At 65.5% G+C, this 17,338-nt stretch carries 17 protein-coding genes; 6 read left to right on the top strand and 11 right to left on the bottom strand.

What is annotated here, in order from left to right:
• Positions 1–10: 10 nt before the first annotated feature.
• The gene (locus tag AC1D2L_RS15240) at positions 11–1,225 is read left to right on the top strand and encodes a polyhydroxyalkanoate depolymerase (protein WP_476846725.1); all 1,215 of its coding nucleotides are present in this window, start codon (positions 11–13) and stop codon (positions 1,223–1,225) included.
• A 19-nt stretch (positions 1,226–1,244) separates the two neighbouring features.
• Here the strand turns inward: AC1D2L_RS15240 and AC1D2L_RS15235 are convergent, their stop codons facing one another.
• The 5 genes from AC1D2L_RS15235 to AC1D2L_RS15215 form a co-directional block, all read right to left on the bottom strand.
• Complete coding sequence (locus AC1D2L_RS15235) at positions 1,245–1,397, bottom strand: hypothetical protein (RefSeq protein WP_476846724.1); 153 nt, start codon at positions 1,395–1,397, stop codon at positions 1,245–1,247.
• A 217-nt stretch (positions 1,398–1,614) separates the two neighbouring features.
• On the bottom strand, positions 1,615–2,295 hold the full coding sequence (locus tag AC1D2L_RS15230) for a phosphatase PAP2 family protein (RefSeq protein WP_476846723.1): 681 nt from the start codon (positions 2,293–2,295) through the stop codon (positions 1,615–1,617).
• A 60-nt stretch (positions 2,296–2,355) separates the two neighbouring features.
• The gene (locus AC1D2L_RS15225; protein ID WP_476846722.1) at positions 2,356–3,255 is read right to left on the bottom strand and encodes a diacylglycerol/lipid kinase family protein; all 900 of its coding nucleotides are present in this window, start codon (positions 3,253–3,255) and stop codon (positions 2,356–2,358) included.
• Between the two features lie 75 nt (positions 3,256–3,330).
• Positions 3,331–4,221, bottom strand: a complete 891-nt coding sequence (locus tag AC1D2L_RS15220) for a transglutaminase-like domain-containing protein (protein WP_476846721.1) — start codon at positions 4,219–4,221, stop codon at positions 3,331–3,333.
• 201 nt (positions 4,222–4,422) lie between these two features.
• Positions 4,423–4,800 (bottom strand): PRC-barrel domain-containing protein, encoded by a 378-nt coding sequence (locus AC1D2L_RS15215; protein WP_476846720.1) that lies wholly within the window; start codon positions 4,798–4,800, stop codon positions 4,423–4,425.
• 214 nt (positions 4,801–5,014) lie between these two features.
• Between AC1D2L_RS15215 and AC1D2L_RS15210 the strand changes: the two genes are divergently transcribed.
• The gene (locus AC1D2L_RS15210; RefSeq protein ID WP_476846719.1) at positions 5,015–5,278 is read left to right on the top strand and encodes a glycine zipper domain-containing protein; all 264 of its coding nucleotides are present in this window, start codon (positions 5,015–5,017) and stop codon (positions 5,276–5,278) included.
• 79 nt (positions 5,279–5,357) lie between these two features.
• Here AC1D2L_RS15210 and AC1D2L_RS15205 read toward each other — a convergent pair whose 3' ends face one another.
• Entirely contained in the window at positions 5,358–6,092 is a 735-nt protein-coding gene (locus AC1D2L_RS15205) for a UTRA domain-containing protein (RefSeq protein WP_476846718.1), read from the bottom strand.
• Positions 6,093–6,128: 36 nt separating this feature from the next.
• Positions 6,129–7,490, bottom strand: a complete 1,362-nt coding sequence (locus AC1D2L_RS15200; RefSeq protein WP_476846717.1) for a formimidoylglutamate deiminase — start codon at positions 7,488–7,490, stop codon at positions 6,129–6,131.
• Between the two features lie 181 nt (positions 7,491–7,671).
• Here AC1D2L_RS15200 and hutI point away from each other — a divergent pair, with 181 nt between their 5' ends.
• The 4 genes from hutI to AC1D2L_RS15180 all read left to right on the top strand — a co-directional run bounded on the left by hutI (position 7,672) and on the right by AC1D2L_RS15180 (position 12,786).
• Positions 7,672–8,838 carry an imidazolonepropionase gene (hutI, locus tag AC1D2L_RS15195; protein ID WP_476846784.1) on the top strand — a complete coding sequence of 389 codons (1,167 nt, stop codon included), beginning with the start codon at positions 7,672–7,674 and terminating at the stop codon, positions 8,836–8,838.
• Positions 8,835–10,370, top strand: coding sequence for a histidine ammonia-lyase (gene hutH / locus AC1D2L_RS15190; protein WP_476846716.1), 1,536 nt, complete (start codon positions 8,835–8,837; stop codon positions 10,368–10,370). The genes hutI and hutH overlap by 4 nt, the downstream gene beginning before the upstream one ends.
• Before the next feature lie 118 nt (positions 10,371–10,488).
• A complete protein-coding gene (hutU, locus tag AC1D2L_RS15185) occupies positions 10,489–12,156 on the top strand; it encodes a urocanate hydratase (RefSeq protein WP_476846715.1) in 1,668 nt (555 codons plus the stop codon).
• Between the two features lie 129 nt (positions 12,157–12,285).
• On the top strand, positions 12,286–12,786 hold the full coding sequence (locus AC1D2L_RS15180; RefSeq protein WP_476846714.1) for a HutD/Ves family protein: 501 nt from the start codon (positions 12,286–12,288) through the stop codon (positions 12,784–12,786).
• A 93-nt stretch (positions 12,787–12,879) separates the two neighbouring features.
• Here AC1D2L_RS15180 and AC1D2L_RS15175 read toward each other — a convergent pair whose 3' ends face one another.
• The 4 genes from AC1D2L_RS15175 to AC1D2L_RS15160 form a co-directional block, all read right to left on the bottom strand.
• Positions 12,880–14,073 carry a class I SAM-dependent methyltransferase gene (locus AC1D2L_RS15175; protein ID WP_476846713.1) on the bottom strand — a complete coding sequence of 398 codons (1,194 nt, stop codon included), beginning with the start codon at positions 14,071–14,073 and terminating at the stop codon, positions 12,880–12,882.
• Between the two features lie 124 nt (positions 14,074–14,197).
• Entirely contained in the window at positions 14,198–15,604 is a 1,407-nt protein-coding gene (locus tag AC1D2L_RS15170) for a TRAP transporter large permease (protein WP_476846712.1), read from the bottom strand.
• 4 nt (positions 15,605–15,608) lie between these two features.
• Positions 15,609–16,187: a TRAP transporter small permease gene (locus tag AC1D2L_RS15165; RefSeq protein ID WP_476846711.1), complete on the bottom strand. Its 579-nt coding sequence runs from the start codon at positions 16,185–16,187 to the stop codon at positions 15,609–15,611.
• Between the two features lie 175 nt (positions 16,188–16,362).
• Positions 16,363–17,334 (bottom strand): sialic acid TRAP transporter substrate-binding protein SiaP, encoded by a 972-nt coding sequence (locus AC1D2L_RS15160; protein WP_476846710.1) that lies wholly within the window; start codon positions 17,332–17,334, stop codon positions 16,363–16,365.
• Between the last annotated feature and the right edge of the window lie 4 nt (positions 17,335–17,338).

Below are 17,338 nucleotides of genomic sequence, written 5' to 3'. Positions count from 1 at the left end.
TCGCACGCTGATGCTTTATGCCGCTTACCAGGCTCAATCGGATTTCATCAATCCAGCGCGGATGCTGGCGCAGGCGGCGCTGGCAACGCTCGGCGCCAAGGCGCTTACAGGCCACCAGGTCGACACCCGTGCCGCCGCGGCGGCCTACGAGATGGTGACACGCGCCGGGCTGACCCATGAGCGGCCGCCCTATGAGATCGAGAGCATACGGCATGGCAACCGCGACGTGCCCGTCACCGAAGAGATCATCCTGGCGCAGCCCTTCGGGAGCCTGCTCCGCTTTGCCAAGGACACGGCGGGCGCCCAGGCCAAGGTCCTCGTCGTCGCGCCGATGTCCGGTCATTTTTCGACCCTGCTGCGCAATACCGTCGCGACCTTGCTGCGCGATCACGACGTTTACATCACGGACTGGCACAATGCCCGCAATGTCAGCCTCGACGCCGGCGCCTTTGGCTATGACGACTATGTCGACACGCTGATCAGCTTCGTCGAATGCCTGGGCCCCGAGACCCATGTGGTCGCCGTGTGCCAGCCCTGCGTGCAGGTCCTCACCGCCGCAGCCGTGATGGCGCAGGCGGGAAGCGCGTTCCAGCCACGCAGCATGACGCTGATGGCCGGTCCGGTCGATACGCGGATCAACCCGACCACGGTCAACAAGCTCGCCAGCGACAAGCCGATCGAATGGTTTCGCAAGAACCTGATCGCCAAGGTGCCTTCGCGCTATGCCGGGGCCGGGCGCAAGGTCTATCCCGGTTTCATCCAGCTCGGGGCCTTCATGGCGATGAACCTGCAGCGCCATGTGAACGCGCATATCGACATGTTCACGCATCTCGCCACCGGCGAGGCCGAGAGCGCGGCCATCATCAAGAAATTCTACGACGAGTATTTCGCGGTGCTGGACCTGCCGGCCGAGTTCTATCTCGAGACCGTGCAGTGGATCTTCCAGGAGGCCCGGCTCGCGGCGGGGACGCTGACCTATCGCGGCCACCAGGTCGATTGCCGGGCGATCCGCAAGACGGCCCTACTGACGGTGGAAGGCGAGCGCGACGATATCTGCGCGCTCGGCCAGACCTCGGCCGCACATGAGCTGTGCAGCGGATTGAAGCCATTCCGGAAGCGGCACCACATGCAGGCCGGCGTCGGCCATTACGGCGTGTTCTCGGGGCGCAAATGGGACGGCCAGATCTATCCGATCGTCCGCAACATGATACTGGCCAACAGCTGAGCGCGCCGGCTCGCGAAGGCTATTTCTCCTTGATGGAGAGCCCGTTCTTGCCGACGGAGATTTCCACGCCTTCGGGCTGCTTCTTCTCCTGGTAGAGCGCATAGCCGGTGGCGGCGAGGCCGACGACGAGGAGAACGACGACGGCGGCGAGTACGTTGCGCGAAGCGAGCATAAGGCATCCCTGAAAAGCCGCGTCAAAGCACGGCACCGCAACAACGCTTTGTGCGGCGCAAGACGCTGCGGAGCGAAGGTCCGCGACCCGTTTCGGAACGCCTCCGGGTAGGTACCCGAACGGATCCTGGTTCTCCCTGCGGGCGCCCGGGATGACGGCGGGCCCCGACGCACAATGCTGCCGTCCGGGATCGCCAGCAGTATTGCCGGGCAGCTTGTCAGGACGAGGTGCGCGCTCCAGCCGGCACGATCTCGCCAGCCGCCATGCCGCGACCGATCAAGGCGACGACCAGGCTCGACCAGGCGATGCCAAGACACCAGCCCGCGATCACATCTGTGGGCCAATGCACGCCGAGATAGATCCGACTGAAGCCGATCAGGATCATCATGATCCAGGCCATCGCTACGCAGAGCCGGGTGATGTCGTCGCGCCGGGCAGCCAGGCCGACGAAGCCCGCTATGCTGAGCAGGGTCGCTGCCGAGAGAAAGGCGTGCCCACTCGGGAAGCTCGCGGTGAAGGTCAGAGCGGAGTGCTCGACGATGTCGGGACGCTGGCGTGCGATCACGACCTTGAGCAGCGTACTTGTCAGCGTAGCGGCCAGCACGCTCAGGGCAAGCCCCACCGCCAGGCGCCGATGGGCGCAGAGCCACAAGGTCAAGCTCGCCGCCAGCGTCATGAAACCAAGGCCGACGAAGCTGCCCAGCGCGGTGAGATCCCGCATCGCCTCGCGCAGCCAGGCCGGCCCAAGCGGCATCGAGGGATCATTCGCCTGGCGAAGAAGCAGGATCAGCTTGGTGTCGAAGGCGAAGCTGTGCCCCGACGCGATGAAAGCGGCAAGGCCGAAGAAGGCGAACGCGGCTGCGACCGGGACGAGGACGCGGGGCTTGAGCGAGAACATCGTGTTCGCAGTCCTTGGGCGGCAAGCCGCGACATGTCGAGATGGGGTGTGCGGCCGCGTTTAGACAGGGTTTGGCCGCGCGGCGATGAGGCGGAGCGCCTTGGGCAGGAGCCGGTACGCCAGCGTGCCGGCCTTGCGCTCGACCTCACCATCGAAGGTGATGTGCCCGCGGCGCTTGTCGCGACGCGTCAGCGTAACCTCGTCGCCGGTGAAGGATTCGAGGTTATGCGACTCGCGCCATGAGCCCGAGACCACGGACAGCGCCGCCTTGCAGCGCGAATAAAGCCCCCCAGCGTTGAGTATGTGGACCTCGAAGACGCCGCCATCGAGCTGCGAGCGCCGCCACTCTGCACCGTCGAAGCTGTTGATGGTGACGAGCACGGCATCGGCCTCGACCTGCCGGACGGCATCTCCGATGCGGATCTCGACGCTGATGGGGCGGGTGAACAGGATCGAGCGGGTCGCTGCGAAGGCAAAGGCGATCGCACGGCTGAAGGGGAAGCGGCGGCGCGCATGCTCACGCTCCCGCGCCATGAGACTGAAGAAGCCCATGCCGGAGATCGAGTGGAACAGCCGGTCATTCACGCGGCCGATATCCATCACCACGGGTTCGCCCTTGCAGAGCGCCTCGATCTGATGCTCCAGCGCGCCATAAAGCCCGAGGTCGCGACCAAGTACATTCACCGTTCCGAGCGGAAGTATCCCGATCGGGCGCTCGGCCTTCAACAGGATAGGGAGCACGCGATTGATGGTGCCGTCGCCGCCAGCGATGACGGGAATAGCCGCCTGGTCCTCGATCGCGAGCGCCAGCGCGTCATCGAGTTCGCGCGGCGGCACAAGCTTGACCTCGGCCGAACAGCCATGGGCCTCGAACGCCGCGCAGACGCGGGCTGCGAAGGCGTCTCCGCCCGCCTCCAATACCGTGCCTGCCCGCGCATTGATGATGATGGTGTGACGCATCGCCCCCCGGCTCAGTGTCCGCACCGTATCGGAGCGGGCCGATTGCTTCCGTTCTATCCCGGAGCAACCAGCAGATTACGACAATCGCGGCTGCGGCGACCAATGGCCGTTGATCGCGAGCATCGGAGCCTCCGCGACCGCCTCCTCGACCTCCTCGGTGATGACCTCGAAGTGCCTGAGGCCATGGAGGCCGAACGAATTCACCATCGCGACATCGGTGGCGTCGCGCCCGCGGGCAATTACCACACGACCGATCCGTCGCATGTTATGGCGTGCATCGAATGTGTACCAGCGCCCTTCCAGGAAGACCTCGAACCAGGCGTTGAAATCCATCGGAGCCGGATCCTTGGGCACCCCGATATCGCCGAGATAGCCGTTGCAATAGCGGGCGGGGATATTGAGGCAGCGGCAAAGCGTGACCGCAAGATGCGCGAAATCGCGGCAAACGCCGATGCGCTCCTCGAACGCTTCGGCGGCCGTGCGGGTATTGCGCGCAAAATGATAGCCGAAGGTCAGGTGGTTATGGACGAAGTCGACCACCGCCTGAACCCGCTGCCAGCCCGGCTGAACGCCACCGAACAGGCTCCAGGCCTGGCCGGCGAGCTTGTCGGTCTCGCAATAGCGACTGCCGAGAAGATAGACGAGCGCCTCATCGGGCAGTCGCGACGGCACAACCTCGCGCGCATCCGGGTTGCACGCGTCGAGTTCACCTGAATCGAGCACTACGCCCTCGGATTGCAGCACAACGCCGCCCGCCGGCGCGACCAGCCTCCGGCAGATGTTGCCGAACTGGTCGAGATACTGTCCCACCCGCACCTGGCGCGAGGGATCGGCCAGCGCGGTTGCGACCATCTCGTCGGGCTTGATCAAATCATGACGGCGCGAAGGATGGACGTCGAGCATCGTGACGATGGGCAGGTCCTGCTCGCAGGTGATCTCGATGCGGTAGCCGTAGCGGATCTGCATTGCGCTCTCCGTGATGGCGCTGCCAAGCGCTTCCGCTCGGCCGCTTCGTCGAGAGGGCCGTGCGTGATCGCTGTTCGACACGGCGCTCGGCGCCGCATCAGTTCCTACAAAAGGGGAAGATGCGGGCCTTTCGGCCCGCATCCCGCCGCCACGACGGTTCGGCTGGGGGGATAGCAACCGCCGCGACTTGCGTCGGGCCGCCTACATCATCCAGTAGGGCATGGTTCCGTAGTAATCATGGACGCGCTTGCCATAGGCCTTGTCGTCCCAATCAGGTTCGCCCTCGCTGTCGTACATCGGCGCAGCTTCGAGCTTTTCCTTGGTCAACGGTACGACATAGCCACCGCGACTGGTGTCGTAGTCGAGCACGCTCCAGGGAATCGGATGGTATTTCTCGCCCAGCCCGAGGAAACCGCCGAAGGACATGATCGCGTAGGCGACCTTCCCAGACTGCTTGTCGAGCATGACGTCGTAGATCTCGCCGAGATGGTCGCCGGACGCGTTGTAGACGTCGGTTCCGGCGACACGTGCACCAGCGATCAGCGGATTCGATGAGATGGCCATGGTTTGGTCGGTCATCAGCTTTTCCTCCGTATTGCAGCGGCATGGATCGCCGCGGTGCTGATCGAAAAACGTCGCTTCCGCACAAAAGGTTCCTGTCCAAATTCATCCGATGTTCAAAACCGGCGCGGCAGGTTGTCGCCGTCTGGAGCCCGCTCGCGGAACCTTTACCGCCGGCTCCAGTTGACCGCGCAAGGCATCGGCCGATGCCACGACGCCAAGGAGAAACCTGATGAAAAAGATACTGATCCTCGCTGCATTGGCCGCCTCGATCGGCGCCTGCACCCCTCGGGAACAGAATGCGGGTTCGGGTGCCCTCATCGGCGCAGGGACAGGAGCTGTGATCGGCGGCCTCGCCACGGGCAGGGCCGGCGGCGCGCTTGCCGGAGCGGCGATCGGCGGCGTCGGCGGCGCGATGATCGGATCGGCGGCTACACCCGACCAGGTCTGCTACGGCCGCGATGAGTATGGCCGCCGCGTGCGCTTCGCCTGCTGAGCCAGGCACGTTTCAAAGACATGAAGGCCCGCCTTTCGAGGCGGGCCTTTTCGTTTGCGGGCGCTCTTGCCGGGCAGCCTCAGACCGCACCATAGGGGCCGAAGCGGCCGACGAAGCGGTGTCGTGTGCCGGGATAGAGCAGGCGCACCGCCGTGACCGGCGCTCCCTGGTTCCAGGTGCGCCGCTCGACCAGCAGGCAGGGCACGCCGGGCTCGACCGCGAGAAGCCGCGCTTCCTCGACTTCGGCCGCGACCGCGCTGATGGCATGCTCGGCCTGGGACCAGAGGCTGTGGAGCAGGAGCCAGTCGCCCGCCGGTGTCTCGGCAAAGTCCTCCTGCGCGGCGCCCGGCACTGTCCCGAGATGGATGACACGCTCTTCGAGCACATGCGGAGTGCCGTCGCTCAGGTGGAGCGTGACGACATGGGTGACCTTGTCGGAGCGCTTGAGCTCGAAGCGCGCGGCCACCTCCTGCGATGGGCGACCGTCGCGACGCGACAAGATCTGGTGCGAATAGGCGTGACCAAGACTCCTGACCTCATCGGGAATCGAGAGGATATCGAGCATCGCGTGGCTCGCCGGCGGATTGGCGACGATGGTCCCCGAGCGGCGGCGGCGGGTGATAAGTCCCTCGCGGGCGAGCTGCACCAGCGCGCGATGCACCGTCATTCGCGAGGCGCCTAGCTGTTCCATCAGTGCATGCTCGGGCGGAACTGGTGTTCCCGGCGGCCAGACGCCGCCCAGGATGAGATCGCGTACCGCGCGCCTGATCTGGTCATAGACCGGGCCGACGCCGTCGAGCGCTACAGCATCCAACCGGGTTTCCGCCGAATCCATGATCTCAAGCCGCCGTCAGTCGAGCAATTGCCGCATCACCTGCGCGAAACGCGCCTTGACCCGTTCGCGCGCGAGATGCCGCCCGTCGCGAACCAGCGTCCTGCCACCCACACGGACTTCGCGCAATGGCAGCGCATTGCTGGCGAAGATCGCACTGTCGAGCGCGGCCTCGCCTCCCCTGCCGACCAGCGCGGGATGATCGAGGTCGAGCGTCACGAGATCGGCGCGGCAGCCGACCGCGATGCGACCGATGGCGCGTCCGCAGGCCTGGGCACCGCCGGCGCAGGCATCCTGCCAGAGGCTGACGCCAGTGGCACCGCCGACATCGGCCATGAGGGCGCGGCCGAGATCGCGCAGGCGCTGGGAGTATTCCAGTTGTCGCAGTTCCGCCCCGGCATCGATCTGGATATTGGAATCGCTGCCGACACCAAACGCTCCACTCGCAGCGCGATAATTCACGCCGTCGAAAATGCCGTCGCCGAGGCTGGATTCGGTGATCGGGCACAGGCCAGCCACCGCCCCGCTGCGCGCGATGCCGTCGCGCTCCTCGGCGGTGAGATGGGTGGCGTGGATCAGGCACCAGCGCTGGTCGAGTTGGGTATGCTGCATCAGCAGTTCCACGGGCCGCTTGCCAGTGATCCTCAGGCTATCCTCGACCTCGCGCATCTGCTCGGCGACATGGATGTGGAGCGGCCCGTCAGGACGCAAGCCGGCCAGCCAGTCGAGATTCTCGAGCGCAACGGCCCGCAGCGAATGCGGCGCGAGGCCAAGCCGGGCGTCGGGCAGCGGACGCAGCTTCGCATCGCTGGCCTCGATCAGGCGCTGGTAGGCGTCGGGCTCGTTGACGAAGCGGCGCTGGCCGTGGACCGAGGGCGCACCGCCAAAGTTGCCGAAGCGATAGAGCACCGGCAGCAGCGTCAGGCCGAGCCCCGTCTCATCCGCCGCCCCTGCGATGGCGCCGGCCATCTCGGCGATGTCGGTATAAGGGCGGCCGTCCTTGTCGTGATGCAGATAGTGGAACTCGGCCAGCGCCGTGAACCCGCCCTCCAGCATTTCGACGAAGGCCTGCGCGGCGATCGCCTGCACGGCGTCGGGATCTAGCCGGTCGAGGAAGCGATACATCACCTCGCGCCAGGTCCAGAAGGAATCGCTGCTGGCGCCGCGCTTCTCGGAAAGCCCGGCCATGCCACGCTGGAAGGCGTGGCTGTGCAGGTTCGGCATGCCCGGCAGCGTCAGTCCGCGAACCGTCTCGGCATCAGCGGCAGGGGCCGCTCCCCGTTGGATGCCCGTGATGAACCCATCCGCGATCGTCAGCTTCACGCCGTCGGCAAAACCGTCGGGCAGCAGGGCCTGTGCGAGATGCAGGGTCTGGGTCACGGCGCGGCTCCGTCTCTCGTCAGGACGTCAATTGCATATGCAATTAAGCGCTTGCCATTTGCATATGCAATTGGCTATTATAATCGTCAACGAAGATTAGTCGAGAGGATGCGACGTGGCGAAGGTGCAAGACGGGCCCCTGCCCTGCGACAGGCTCTGGACCAATGCGCGACTGGCGACGATGTCCCGCGCCGTGGACGCGCCCTATGGCGCCATCGAGGACGGCGTCATTGCCGCCCGCGACGGTCGCATCGTCTACGCCGGCCCCCGCGCCGAGGCTCCCGCCTTCGCTGCCGCCGAGACCATCGATTGCGCCAGCCGCTGGATCACGCCGGGGTTGATCGACTGCCACACGCATCTGGTCTATGGCGGCGACCGCGCCCATGAATTCGAGATGCGCCTCCAGGGAGCGAGTTATGAGGAGATCGCGCGCGCCGGCGGCGGCATTCTCTCCACCGTCAAGGCGACGCGTGCCGCCAGCGAGGACGAGCTTTTCGCCAGCGCCGACCGCCGGCTGGGCGCCCTGCTCGCCGAGGGCGTGACCACGGTCGAGATCAAGTCCGGCTACGGACTGGAGCAGGCGGCGGAGCTGAAGCAGCTCACCGTCGCGCGACGGATCGGCCGCGAGCGCCCGGTGCGGGTGCGCACGACCTTCCTCGGCGCCCATGCGGTGCCGCCGGAATATAAGGGCCGCTCCGGCGATTATGCCGATCTCGTCGCGGGGCCGATGCTCGATGCTGTCGTGGCCGGTGGGCTGGCGGATGCGGTCGATGTATTCTGCGAAGGCATCGCCTTCTCGCCCGAGGAAACCGCGCGCATCTTCACCGCCGCCAAGGCCAAGGGGCTGGCGATCAAGGTCCATTCCGAGCAGCTCTCGAACCTGTCGGGGACGAAGCTCGCGGCCGAATTCGGCGCGCTTTCGGCCGACCATCTCGAATATCTCGACGAGGCCGGCGTCGTGGCGATGGCCAAGGCCGGCACGGTCGCGGTGATCCTGCCCGGCGCGTTCTATTTCCTGCGCGAGACGCAGAAGCCGCCGATCGAGTTGCTGCGCAAGCATGGCGTGCCGATCGCGCTCGCCACCGACGCCAATCCCGGCACCTCGCCGCTGACCTCGCCGCTGCTCGTGCTCAACATGGGCTGCACCCTTTTCCGGCTGACGCCCGAGGAGGCACTCGCCGGCATCACCCGCAACGCCGCGCAGGCGCTCGGGCTGCAGGACGAGATCGGCACGCTGGAAGCCGGCAAGGCCTGCGACCTTGCGATCTGGGACATCGAGCGCCCGGCCGAACTCGCCTACCGCATGGGTTTCAACCCGCTTCACACCCGCATCTGGAACGGACAATGACAACATTTCCCCTGACCCCGGGCGGCGCTGCTCTCACCGCCTGGCGCACTGTGCTCGACGGCTCCTCCATCACGCTCGCCCCCGAAAGCGCTGCCGCGATTGCAGCCGCGCAAGCTGTCGTCGATGACATCGTTGCCGCCGGAACCGTGACCTATGGTGTCAATACGGGCTTCGGGAAGCTGGCGAGCGTGCGGATTGCCGACGGCGATCTGGCGACCCTGCAGCGCAACCTGATCCTTTCGCATGCGGTCGGCACCGGCCCGGCTCTGCCCGACAGCGTCGTGCGCCTGATCCTGGCGATGAAGGCGGCGAGCCTGGCGCGCGGCGCCTCCGGCATCCGCCCTGTCGTGGTCGAGGCACTGCTCGGAGCGCTCTGCCACGACGCCCTGCCGGTCGTGCCCGCCAAGGGCTCGGTCGGTGCGTCGGGAGACCTGGCGCCGCTGGCCCATCTCACCGCCGCCCTGATGGGTGTCGGCGAGATCAGGCTCAAGGGCATTCCGCTGCCAGCGGCCGAGGCGCTCTCGCAGATTGGGCAGGCGCCGCTGGCGCTGGGCGCCAAGGAAGGGCTTGCGCTGATCAACGGCACGCAGGTTTCGACCGCGATCGCCCTCACGGCACTCAACGACATCGCCCGCGTCTTCGATGCGGCGCTGGTGGCCGGCGCGCTGTCGGTCGATGCGCTGAAGGGGTCCGACACGCCCTTCGATCCGCGCATCCAGGCGCTGCGCGGCCAGCCCGGCCAGATCAAGGTCGCCTCGATCCTGCTGCAGCTCATCGCCGGCAGCGAGATCCGCGACAGCCACCGCTTCGGCGACAGCAAAGTGCAGGACCCCTACTCGCTGCGCTGCCAGCCGCAGGTGATGGGCGCGGTGCGCGATATCCTGGCAAACAGCGCAGCCACGCTTGCGATCGAGGCTAATGCCGTCACCGACAACCCGCTGGTGCTGGGGCCGGGCGAGATCGTCTCCGGCGGCAACTTCCACGCCGAGCCGGTCGCCTTTGCGGCCGATATCCTGGCGCTCGGGCTCTGCGAGATCGGCAACCTCTCCGAGCGGCGCATGGCGCTGCTGGTCGACCCCGTGATGAGCGGCCTGCCGCCCTTCCTGGCGCGCGATGCCGGGCTGAACTCCGGCTTCATGATCGCTCAGGTGACTGCGGCGGCGCTGGCTTCCGAGAACAAGCAGAAGGCCTACCCGGCCTCCGTGGACACTATCCCCACCTCCGCCAACCAGGAAGACCATGTCTCGATGGCGACGCATGGCGCCTACCGCCTGCTCGACATGGCGCGGAACGCCGCCAGCATCGTCGCGGTCGAGTTGATGGCGGCGGCGGAAGCCATCGAGCATCACCGCCCGATGAAGACCAGTGCCCGGCTCGAGCCCGTGCTGGCGCTGCTGCGCTCGCGCATCGCGCCGCTCGAGGCCGATCGCTATCTCGCGCCCGATCTCGCTGCCGCCACCGACATGGTGCTCAGCGGCGCCGTCGCCAGGGCGGCTGGGCTCGATACCTTCGCCGAGTTCTCCGCGCAGTAGCGCACACCGCCTGCGTCATTGCGAGCGCAGCGAAGCCATCCAGCCCATGCCCCTGGATCGCTTCATCGCTACGCTCCTAGCAATGACGTTTCAGCCTTCAGCCAGGAACGGACCTGTCATGACCCGCATCGACAATAGCCGCGTCATCCGCGCTGCCCGCGGCACGGAACTCTCAGCCAAGAGCTGGCTGACCGAAGCAGCGCTGCGCATGCTGATGAACAATCTCGACCCCGACGTCGCCGAAAAGCCGGGCGAGCTCGTGGTCTATGGCGGCATCGGCCGCGCCGCCCGCACCTGGGAAGACTTTGACCGGATCTGCGCCAGCCTGCGCTCGCTCGAAGCCGACGAGACGCTGCTGGTTCAGTCGGGCAAGCCGGTCGGCATCTTCCGCACCCATGTGGACGCGCCGCGCGTGCTGATCGCCAATTCGAACCTCGTCCCGGCCTATGCGAACTGGGAGCATTTCCACGAGCTCGATAAGCTCGGACTGATGATGTACGGCCAGATGACGGCCGGCTCCTGGATCTATATCGGCACCCAGGGCATCGTTCAGGGCACCTACGAGACCTTCGTCGAGGTCGGCCGCCAGCATTTCGGCGGCTCGCTCAAGGGCAAGTGGATCCTCACCGGCGGCCTGGGCGGCATGGGCGGCGCGCAACCGCTCGCCGCGACCATGGCCGGCGCCTCGATGATCGCGGTCGAGTGCAAGCCGTCCTCGATCGATTTCCGCCTGCGTACCGGCTATCTCGACGAGAAGGCGGCCAGCGTCGACGAGGCGCTGAAAATCATCGAAGCCGCCCATGCCAAGGGCAAGGCCGTCTCAGTCGGCGTGCTCGGCAATGCGGCCGAAGTGTTCCCGGACCTCGTCCGCCGCGGCATCCGGCCGGACGTCGTCACCGATCAGACCTCCGCGCATGATCCGCTCAATGGCTATCTGCCGGCCGGCTGGACGCTGGAGCAGTGGGAGGAGCGCAAGGAGCGTGATCCCGCGGGCACCATCGACGCCGCCAAGGCCTCGATGGCGACGCATGTGCGCGCCATGCTCGACTTTCACCGCATGGGCGTGCCGACGCTCGACTACGGCAACAACATCCGCCAGATGGCCAAGGACATGGGCGTTGCAGACGCGTTCGACTTCCCGGGCTTCGTGCCGGCCTATATCCGGCCGCTGTTCTGCCGCGGCGTCGGTCCCTTCCGCTGGGCGGCGCTTTCGGGCGACCCGGAAGACATCTACCGCACCGACCAGCGCGTGAAGGAGCTGCTGCCGGACGACACGCACCTTCACAACTGGCTCGACATGGCGCGCGAGCGCATCAAGTTCCAGGGCCTGCCGGCGCGCATCTGCTGGGTCGGCCTCGGCGACCGCCACCGCCTCGGCCTCGCCTTCAACGAGATGGTGGCCAAGGGTGAGCTCAAGGCCCCCGTCGTGATCGGCCGCGACCATCTCGATTCAGGCTCCGTCGCCTCGCCCAATCGCGAGACAGAAGCGATGAAGGACGGCTCGGATGCAGTCTCCGACTGGCCCCTGCTCAACGCGCTGCTGAACACGGCCGGCGGCGCGACCTGGGTCTCGCTGCATCATGGCGGCGGCGTCGGCATGGGCTATTCGCAGCATTCGGGCGTCGTCATCGTCGCCGATGGCACGCCCGAGGCAGCCAAGCGCCTGGAGCGCGTGCTCTGGAACGACCCCGCCACCGGCGTGATGCGCCATGCCGATGCCGGCTACGACATCGCGTTGGACTGCGCCCGGGAGAAGGGCCTGAAGCTGCCCGGCATCCTGGGCTGACCGTCCATCGTCATTGCGAGCGCAGCGAAGCAATCCAGGGTGGGTAGAGCGCTACGAGCGCTGGATTGCTTCGTCGCTGACGCTCCTCGCAATGACGGCGATGGCGCTAAGAGGTCGAGGATAGTCGACATGCAGATCATCCGCGCCGCCGACTGTAAGGTCATGCCGTGGAGGAACGGCGGCGGGACCACGACGGAAATCGCCATCGCCCCCGAAGGCGCGACGCTCGACGATTTCGACTGGCGCATCTCGATGGCCCATGTCGCCAGCGACGGGCAGTTCTCAGCCTTTCCGGGGATCGACCGCACGCTGGCCGTGCTTTCGGGCGCGGGCGTTGTGCTCGCGTCCAATGGCGGCGAGACCGAGCTGACCCCGCGCAGCGAGCCACACGCCTTCGCCGGCGAGACCGCGATCACAAGCCGCCTGATCGACGGGCCGATCCTCGACCTCAACGTAATGACGCGGCGAGGAAGCTGGCGGCATACGATGCGGCGTCTTTCCGGGACTGGTGAGCGGCGGCTTTCGACACGCTTTGTCCATCACCGACAATGCCGATGGCCCGCTATTCCCAATAGACCTATGGGACCCAGAGGCCTGAAAACTTGGGTTTCAAGTGGAGCGACACGCTGATTCCCGTCATTGCGAGCGAAGCGAAGCAATCCAGCCTCGTAGCGCTGTGCGTCCCTCTGGATTGCTTCGCTTCGCTCGGAATGACGGTGTGGGCTACGACGCCTTCTCCATGTAGCTGCGCGTCATCGGCAACGTGTCGAGCCGCTTGGCGAGTTGGAACTGGAAGACCACGAGGTCGTCATGGCGAAAACTCGCCTCGCAGGAGGCGAGGTAGAACTCCCACATCCGGGCGAAGCGCTCGTCATACATCGCCACGACCTCGGCGCGCTTCGCCAGGAAACGTTCCCGCCAGTGCTTCAGCGTCTCGGCATAGTGCAGGCGCAGCACCTCGACATCGGTGACGATCAGCCCCTCGCGCTCTATCGCCGCCGACACTTCGGACATCGCGGGAATATAGCCGCCCGGGAAAATGTACTTGGCGATGAAGGGATTGGTCGCGCCCGGGGGCGAACTGCGGCCGATGGTATGGACAAGAGCCACGCCATCGCGCGTGAGCAACTCGGCGATCTTTCGGAAGTAGCCGCGATAGTAGCCCACACCGACATGCTCGAACATGCCTACCGAGACGATGCGATCGAACGAGCCGGTCATCGTGCGGTAGTCCTGGAAGCGGAAGTCGACCGGCAGCCCCGATACCGCGGCCCTCTCCTGCGCTATCGCCAGCTGCTCCTGCGAAAGGGTGATGCCTGTTACGCTCGCGCCCGATTCCTGCGCCACTGTGAGGCCCAGGCCGCCCCAGCCGCAGCCGATATCGAGCACCCGGTGACCGCGCTCGATCGCTAGCTTGCTGACAAGGCGATGCTTCTTCGTGGCTTGCGCCTCTTCCAGTGTCGCGTCGGGGCGCGGGAAATAGGCGCAGGAGTACTGCATGTCGTCGTCGAGGAAGAGGCGGAAGAAGTCGCTCTTGAGATCGTAGTGATGCGCGACATTGCGCCTCGCCCAGGACAGCGTGTTGTGCTGGCTGAAGCGGCGCACCGAGGTCCGCAGATGATTGAGGGTGCGCGTCCAGGGCGTCGGGGGCTGGTCATGCGCCCCCGCGATCAGGACGTTGAGCAGGTCATAGAGACTGCCGCGCTCGACAACGACGCGGCCGTCCATGACTGCCTCGCCGAGCGCCAGCTCTGGATTGAGTGCCAGCTTCACTTCAGTCGGCACATCCGTGATGCGCATTCTGAGTGCGGGCGCATCCCCGCATCCCACGGATTCCAGCGATCCGTCGGGAAAGACCACCTCTATTCGCGGTTCCTTGACCAGCCGCGACAGCATGCTTGCAATCAGAGGACGCATTGGCACCACCTCTTTGGCAGGCCCCTTTCTCTGAATATGGCAACAGATCAGTCTCGCCACACTCCATCAAGATGCAAATCGACCCTACGCGCGAAGCATGACACGTCCAGCTAGGGCTCTTGCGCTATCGCAGCATGCCCATCGTCCGAGGCAGCCAGAGCGTCAGCTCGGGGATGAAGGTGATCGCGATCAACGCCGCAAACAGCGGCACCAGCCAGGGCAGGATCGCCATGGTGGTCTGCTCGACCGAGAGTTTTGCCACCCGCGACAGCACGAACAGCACCATGCCCAGCGGCGGATGCAACAGACCGATCATCAGGTTGAGCGTCATGATCAGCCCGAAATGGATCGGGTCGACTCCGAGCTTGAGCGCGATCGGCAGCAGGATCGGGACCACGATGGTGATCGCCGCGATGGTGTCGAGGAAGCAGCCGATGAACAGAAGCAGGATGTTCACGAGGATCAGGAAGACCCACTTGTTCTGGGTGAACCCCAGGATGAGGTCCGAGAGGATCTGGGCCGTGTTCGAAACCGTCAGCAGCCAGGCGAAGATCGAGGCGGCCGTGACGATGAAGAGCACCGAGGCCGTGGTCTCGATGGTGTCGAAGGTCGCCTTGGTCAGGCTGCGCAGGGTCATCGAGCGATAGCGCACGAGCCCCAGGAACAGCGACCAGATCACGGCTGCGGCAGCCGCTTCCGTCGGCGTGAACCAGCCGAGCGTCATGCCGCCGATCAGGATCACCGGCGTCATCAGCGCCATCACGGCCGAGAAGTCGAAATAGTAGTCCAGCGCTAGAAGACCGGCGAGCGCAAGGCCGATGGCGATATTGACCGAAAGCCCGGCCCAGACCAGCAGATAGGCCAGGATCGGGAATCCGAAGACGATTACGACCTCGAGGCCCGCGGCACCGATCTTGCGCCACGAAAACTTTGCGTCCGAGCCCCAGTTGCGCAGCCGCGCGAAGACCGCGACCGTGATCATCATGAACAGGGTCATGACGACACCGGGGATGACGCCACCGAGAAACAGCGCGCCGATCGAGGTGTTGGCCATCATGCCATAGATGACGAAGGGCAGCGAGGGCGGGATGATCGGCCCCAGCGTGGCGGAAGCCGCGGTGACGCCGACGGCGACGTCGGTGGGATAGCCATGGTCCTTCATCGCCTTGATCTCGATCGTGCCGATGCCGGCGGCATCGGCGATCGCGGTGCCCGACATGCCTGAGAAGATCACGGATCCGATGATGTTGACCTGCGCCAGGCCGCCGCGCATCCAGCCGACCAGCGCCACCGCAAAGGCGTAAATGCGCCCCGTAACGCCCGCGATGTTCATCAGGTTGCCGGCGAGGATGAAGAACGGCACCGCCAGCAGCGGGAAGCTCTCGACGCCGGCGATCATGCGCTGCGCCAGGATGACGTCGGGCACGGTGCCCGAAATCAGGATGAAGGCCAGCGAGGCGACAGCCATCGCGATCGCAACAGGCACGCCCAGGATCATCAGGCCGAGAAAGGAACCGAGCAGGATCAGCATGATGTCAGGCCTCAGAGCCGTCGAAGGCGGAGGGATTCTCGAGAACGGAGTAGCCGCGGCGCCAGTTCTGCCAGGCAACCTGGATGGCACGCAGCGTCATCAGCGCGAAGGCGATGAGCACGGCGTTGAACACGATCGATTTTGGCAGATCGACCGTCGTCATCATCTCGTCGGGAATGAGGGAGGCATATTTCCAGACCAGCCGCGTGGCGTAGGCGAAGAAGCCGATCCGCACGATATCGACGCCTGTCGCCAGGATGCGACCGGCGCGCGGCGACAGATAGCGATAGATGAAATCGACCTGGATATGCCGCGACGCGCTTACGCAGAGCGCCGAGCCGAGAAAGACCACCACGACCAGCGCGTAGATCGCGATCTCCTCGGTCCAGGCAAAGCTGTTGTTGAGGACATAGCGCGTGAAGAACTGCAGCACCACGCAACCGACCATCAGCCAGAAGGCGGCGAGCGTGACCCAATCCTCAATGCCGTAGCCGCTGAGATCGGCCGGCGGTGGGGCCTCGTCGAAGACGTGGGCAAGTTCCTCGCCGGTGACCGGCGTATGGATTTCGGGCGTCGTGGTCATGGGCTATGTCCGGTCGGGAAATGAGCTGGGACCGCTGCGGTTCAGGCATTGGCCGTCATTGCGAGCGAAGCGAAGCAATCCAGGCTGGTCGCGCTCGACGTCCCCCTGGATTGCTTCGTCGGCTTTGCCTCCTCGCAATGACGGATGCCGTCGTCGCGAGGAGGCGTTCATGCGATCACTTGATCGCCTGGATGCGGTCCCAGTCGGACTTGCGGTAGCCGAACTGCTCGAAGGTGACGTTCTTCTGCACGTTGGCGAGGAAGTCTGCCTTGTCGATCTCGCCGACGCCCAGCCCCTTGTCCTTGAAGAACTGGATCAGCTTGACCTCGTCGACCTGGATCTTCTTCGTCGTGCGCTCGGCGGCTTCCAGCGCGACGTCGGTGAAGATCTTGCGATCCTCCGGCGAGAGCTTGTCCCAGGTCGCCTTGGCGACGACCGTATTGAGATGGTCGACGATGTGGCCGGTGAGGATGATGTTCTTCTGAACCTCGTAGAACTTCTTGGCCTCGATCGTGGTCAGCGGGTTCTCCTGCGCCTCGACGGTACCGTTCTGCAGGGCGAGATAGACCTCCGCGAAGGCGATCGGCGCCGTGTTCGCGCCGCAGGCGCGCGGCATGGCGAGATAGGCCGGCACGTCTGGCACGCGGATCTTGAGGCCCTTCATGTCGGCGCAGCTCTTGATCGGCTTGTTGGCGGTGGTGTGCCGCGTGCCGTAATAGCTTACCGCCACGATCTGGTGGCCGCTCTTCTCCTGATAGCCCTTCACCATCTCGCCGTAGACGTCGCTCTTTGTGTAGGCGAGCAGATGCTCCGGCCCCCGGAAGGTGAACGGGTAGTAGGTCACGCCGATCGGTGGATAGGCGCGCGCCGCGAAGCTCGAGCCCGAGATGATGATGTCGACGGTGCCCAGGGTCAGCCCCTGGTTGATGTCGGTTTCCTTGCCGAGCTGCGAGGCCGGATAGACCGTGATCTCGTAGCGGCCATTGGTGCGCTTCTTGAACTCGTCGGCGGCCCAGACCGATTCCGTATGGAACGGCTCGGAGGTCTCGTAGACATGGGCCCATTTCAGCTTGGTCTGGGCCTGTGCCGGCGCGTTGGCGATCATCAGGCTGGCGGCTGCCGCTGCCAGTGTCAGATAGGTCTTCATCAAT

The organism is Allobosea sp. P1_B10, assembly GCF_056406735.1.
Note: the sequence above shows the minus strand (reverse complement) of the source record. Positions and strands in the feature narration are given on the sequence as shown.

Bases quoted from the DNA above. Each gene is read 5' to 3' on its own strand.
- AC1D2L_RS15240 (WP_476846725.1), top strand. From the start codon at position 11: ATGCTTTATGCCGCTTACCAGGCTCAATCGGATTTCATCAATCCAGCG.
- AC1D2L_RS15235 (WP_476846724.1), bottom strand. From the start codon at position 1,397: ATGCTCGCTTCGCGCAACGTACTCGCCGCCGTCGTCGTTCTCCTCGTC.
- AC1D2L_RS15230 (WP_476846723.1), bottom strand. From the start codon at position 2,295: ATGTTCTCGCTCAAGCCCCGCGTCCTCGTCCCGGTCGCAGCCGCGTTC.
- AC1D2L_RS15225 (WP_476846722.1), bottom strand. From the start codon at position 3,255: ATGCGTCACACCATCATCATCAATGCGCGGGCAGGCACGGTATTGGAG.
- AC1D2L_RS15220 (WP_476846721.1), bottom strand. From the start codon at position 4,221: ATGCAGATCCGCTACGGCTACCGCATCGAGATCACCTGCGAGCAGGAC.
- AC1D2L_RS15215 (WP_476846720.1), bottom strand. From the start codon at position 4,800: ATGACCGACCAAACCATGGCCATCTCATCGAATCCGCTGATCGCTGGT.
- AC1D2L_RS15210 (WP_476846719.1), top strand. From the start codon at position 5,015: ATGAAAAAGATACTGATCCTCGCTGCATTGGCCGCCTCGATCGGCGCC.
- hutI (WP_476846784.1), top strand. From the start codon at position 7,672: ATGTCCCGCGCCGTGGACGCGCCCTATGGCGCCATCGAGGACGGCGTC.
- hutH (WP_476846716.1), top strand. From the start codon at position 8,835: ATGACAACATTTCCCCTGACCCCGGGCGGCGCTGCTCTCACCGCCTGG.
- hutU (WP_476846715.1), top strand. From the start codon at position 10,489: ATGACCCGCATCGACAATAGCCGCGTCATCCGCGCTGCCCGCGGCACG.
- AC1D2L_RS15180 (WP_476846714.1), top strand. From the start codon at position 12,286: ATGCAGATCATCCGCGCCGCCGACTGTAAGGTCATGCCGTGGAGGAAC.
- AC1D2L_RS15175 (WP_476846713.1), bottom strand. From the start codon at position 14,073: ATGCGTCCTCTGATTGCAAGCATGCTGTCGCGGCTGGTCAAGGAACCG.
- AC1D2L_RS15170 (WP_476846712.1), bottom strand. From the start codon at position 15,604: ATGCTGATCCTGCTCGGTTCCTTTCTCGGCCTGATGATCCTGGGCGTG.
- AC1D2L_RS15165 (WP_476846711.1), bottom strand. From the start codon at position 16,187: ATGACCACGACGCCCGAAATCCATACGCCGGTCACCGGCGAGGAACTT.
- AC1D2L_RS15160 (WP_476846710.1), bottom strand. From the start codon at position 17,334: ATGAAGACCTATCTGACACTGGCAGCGGCAGCCGCCAGCCTGATGATC.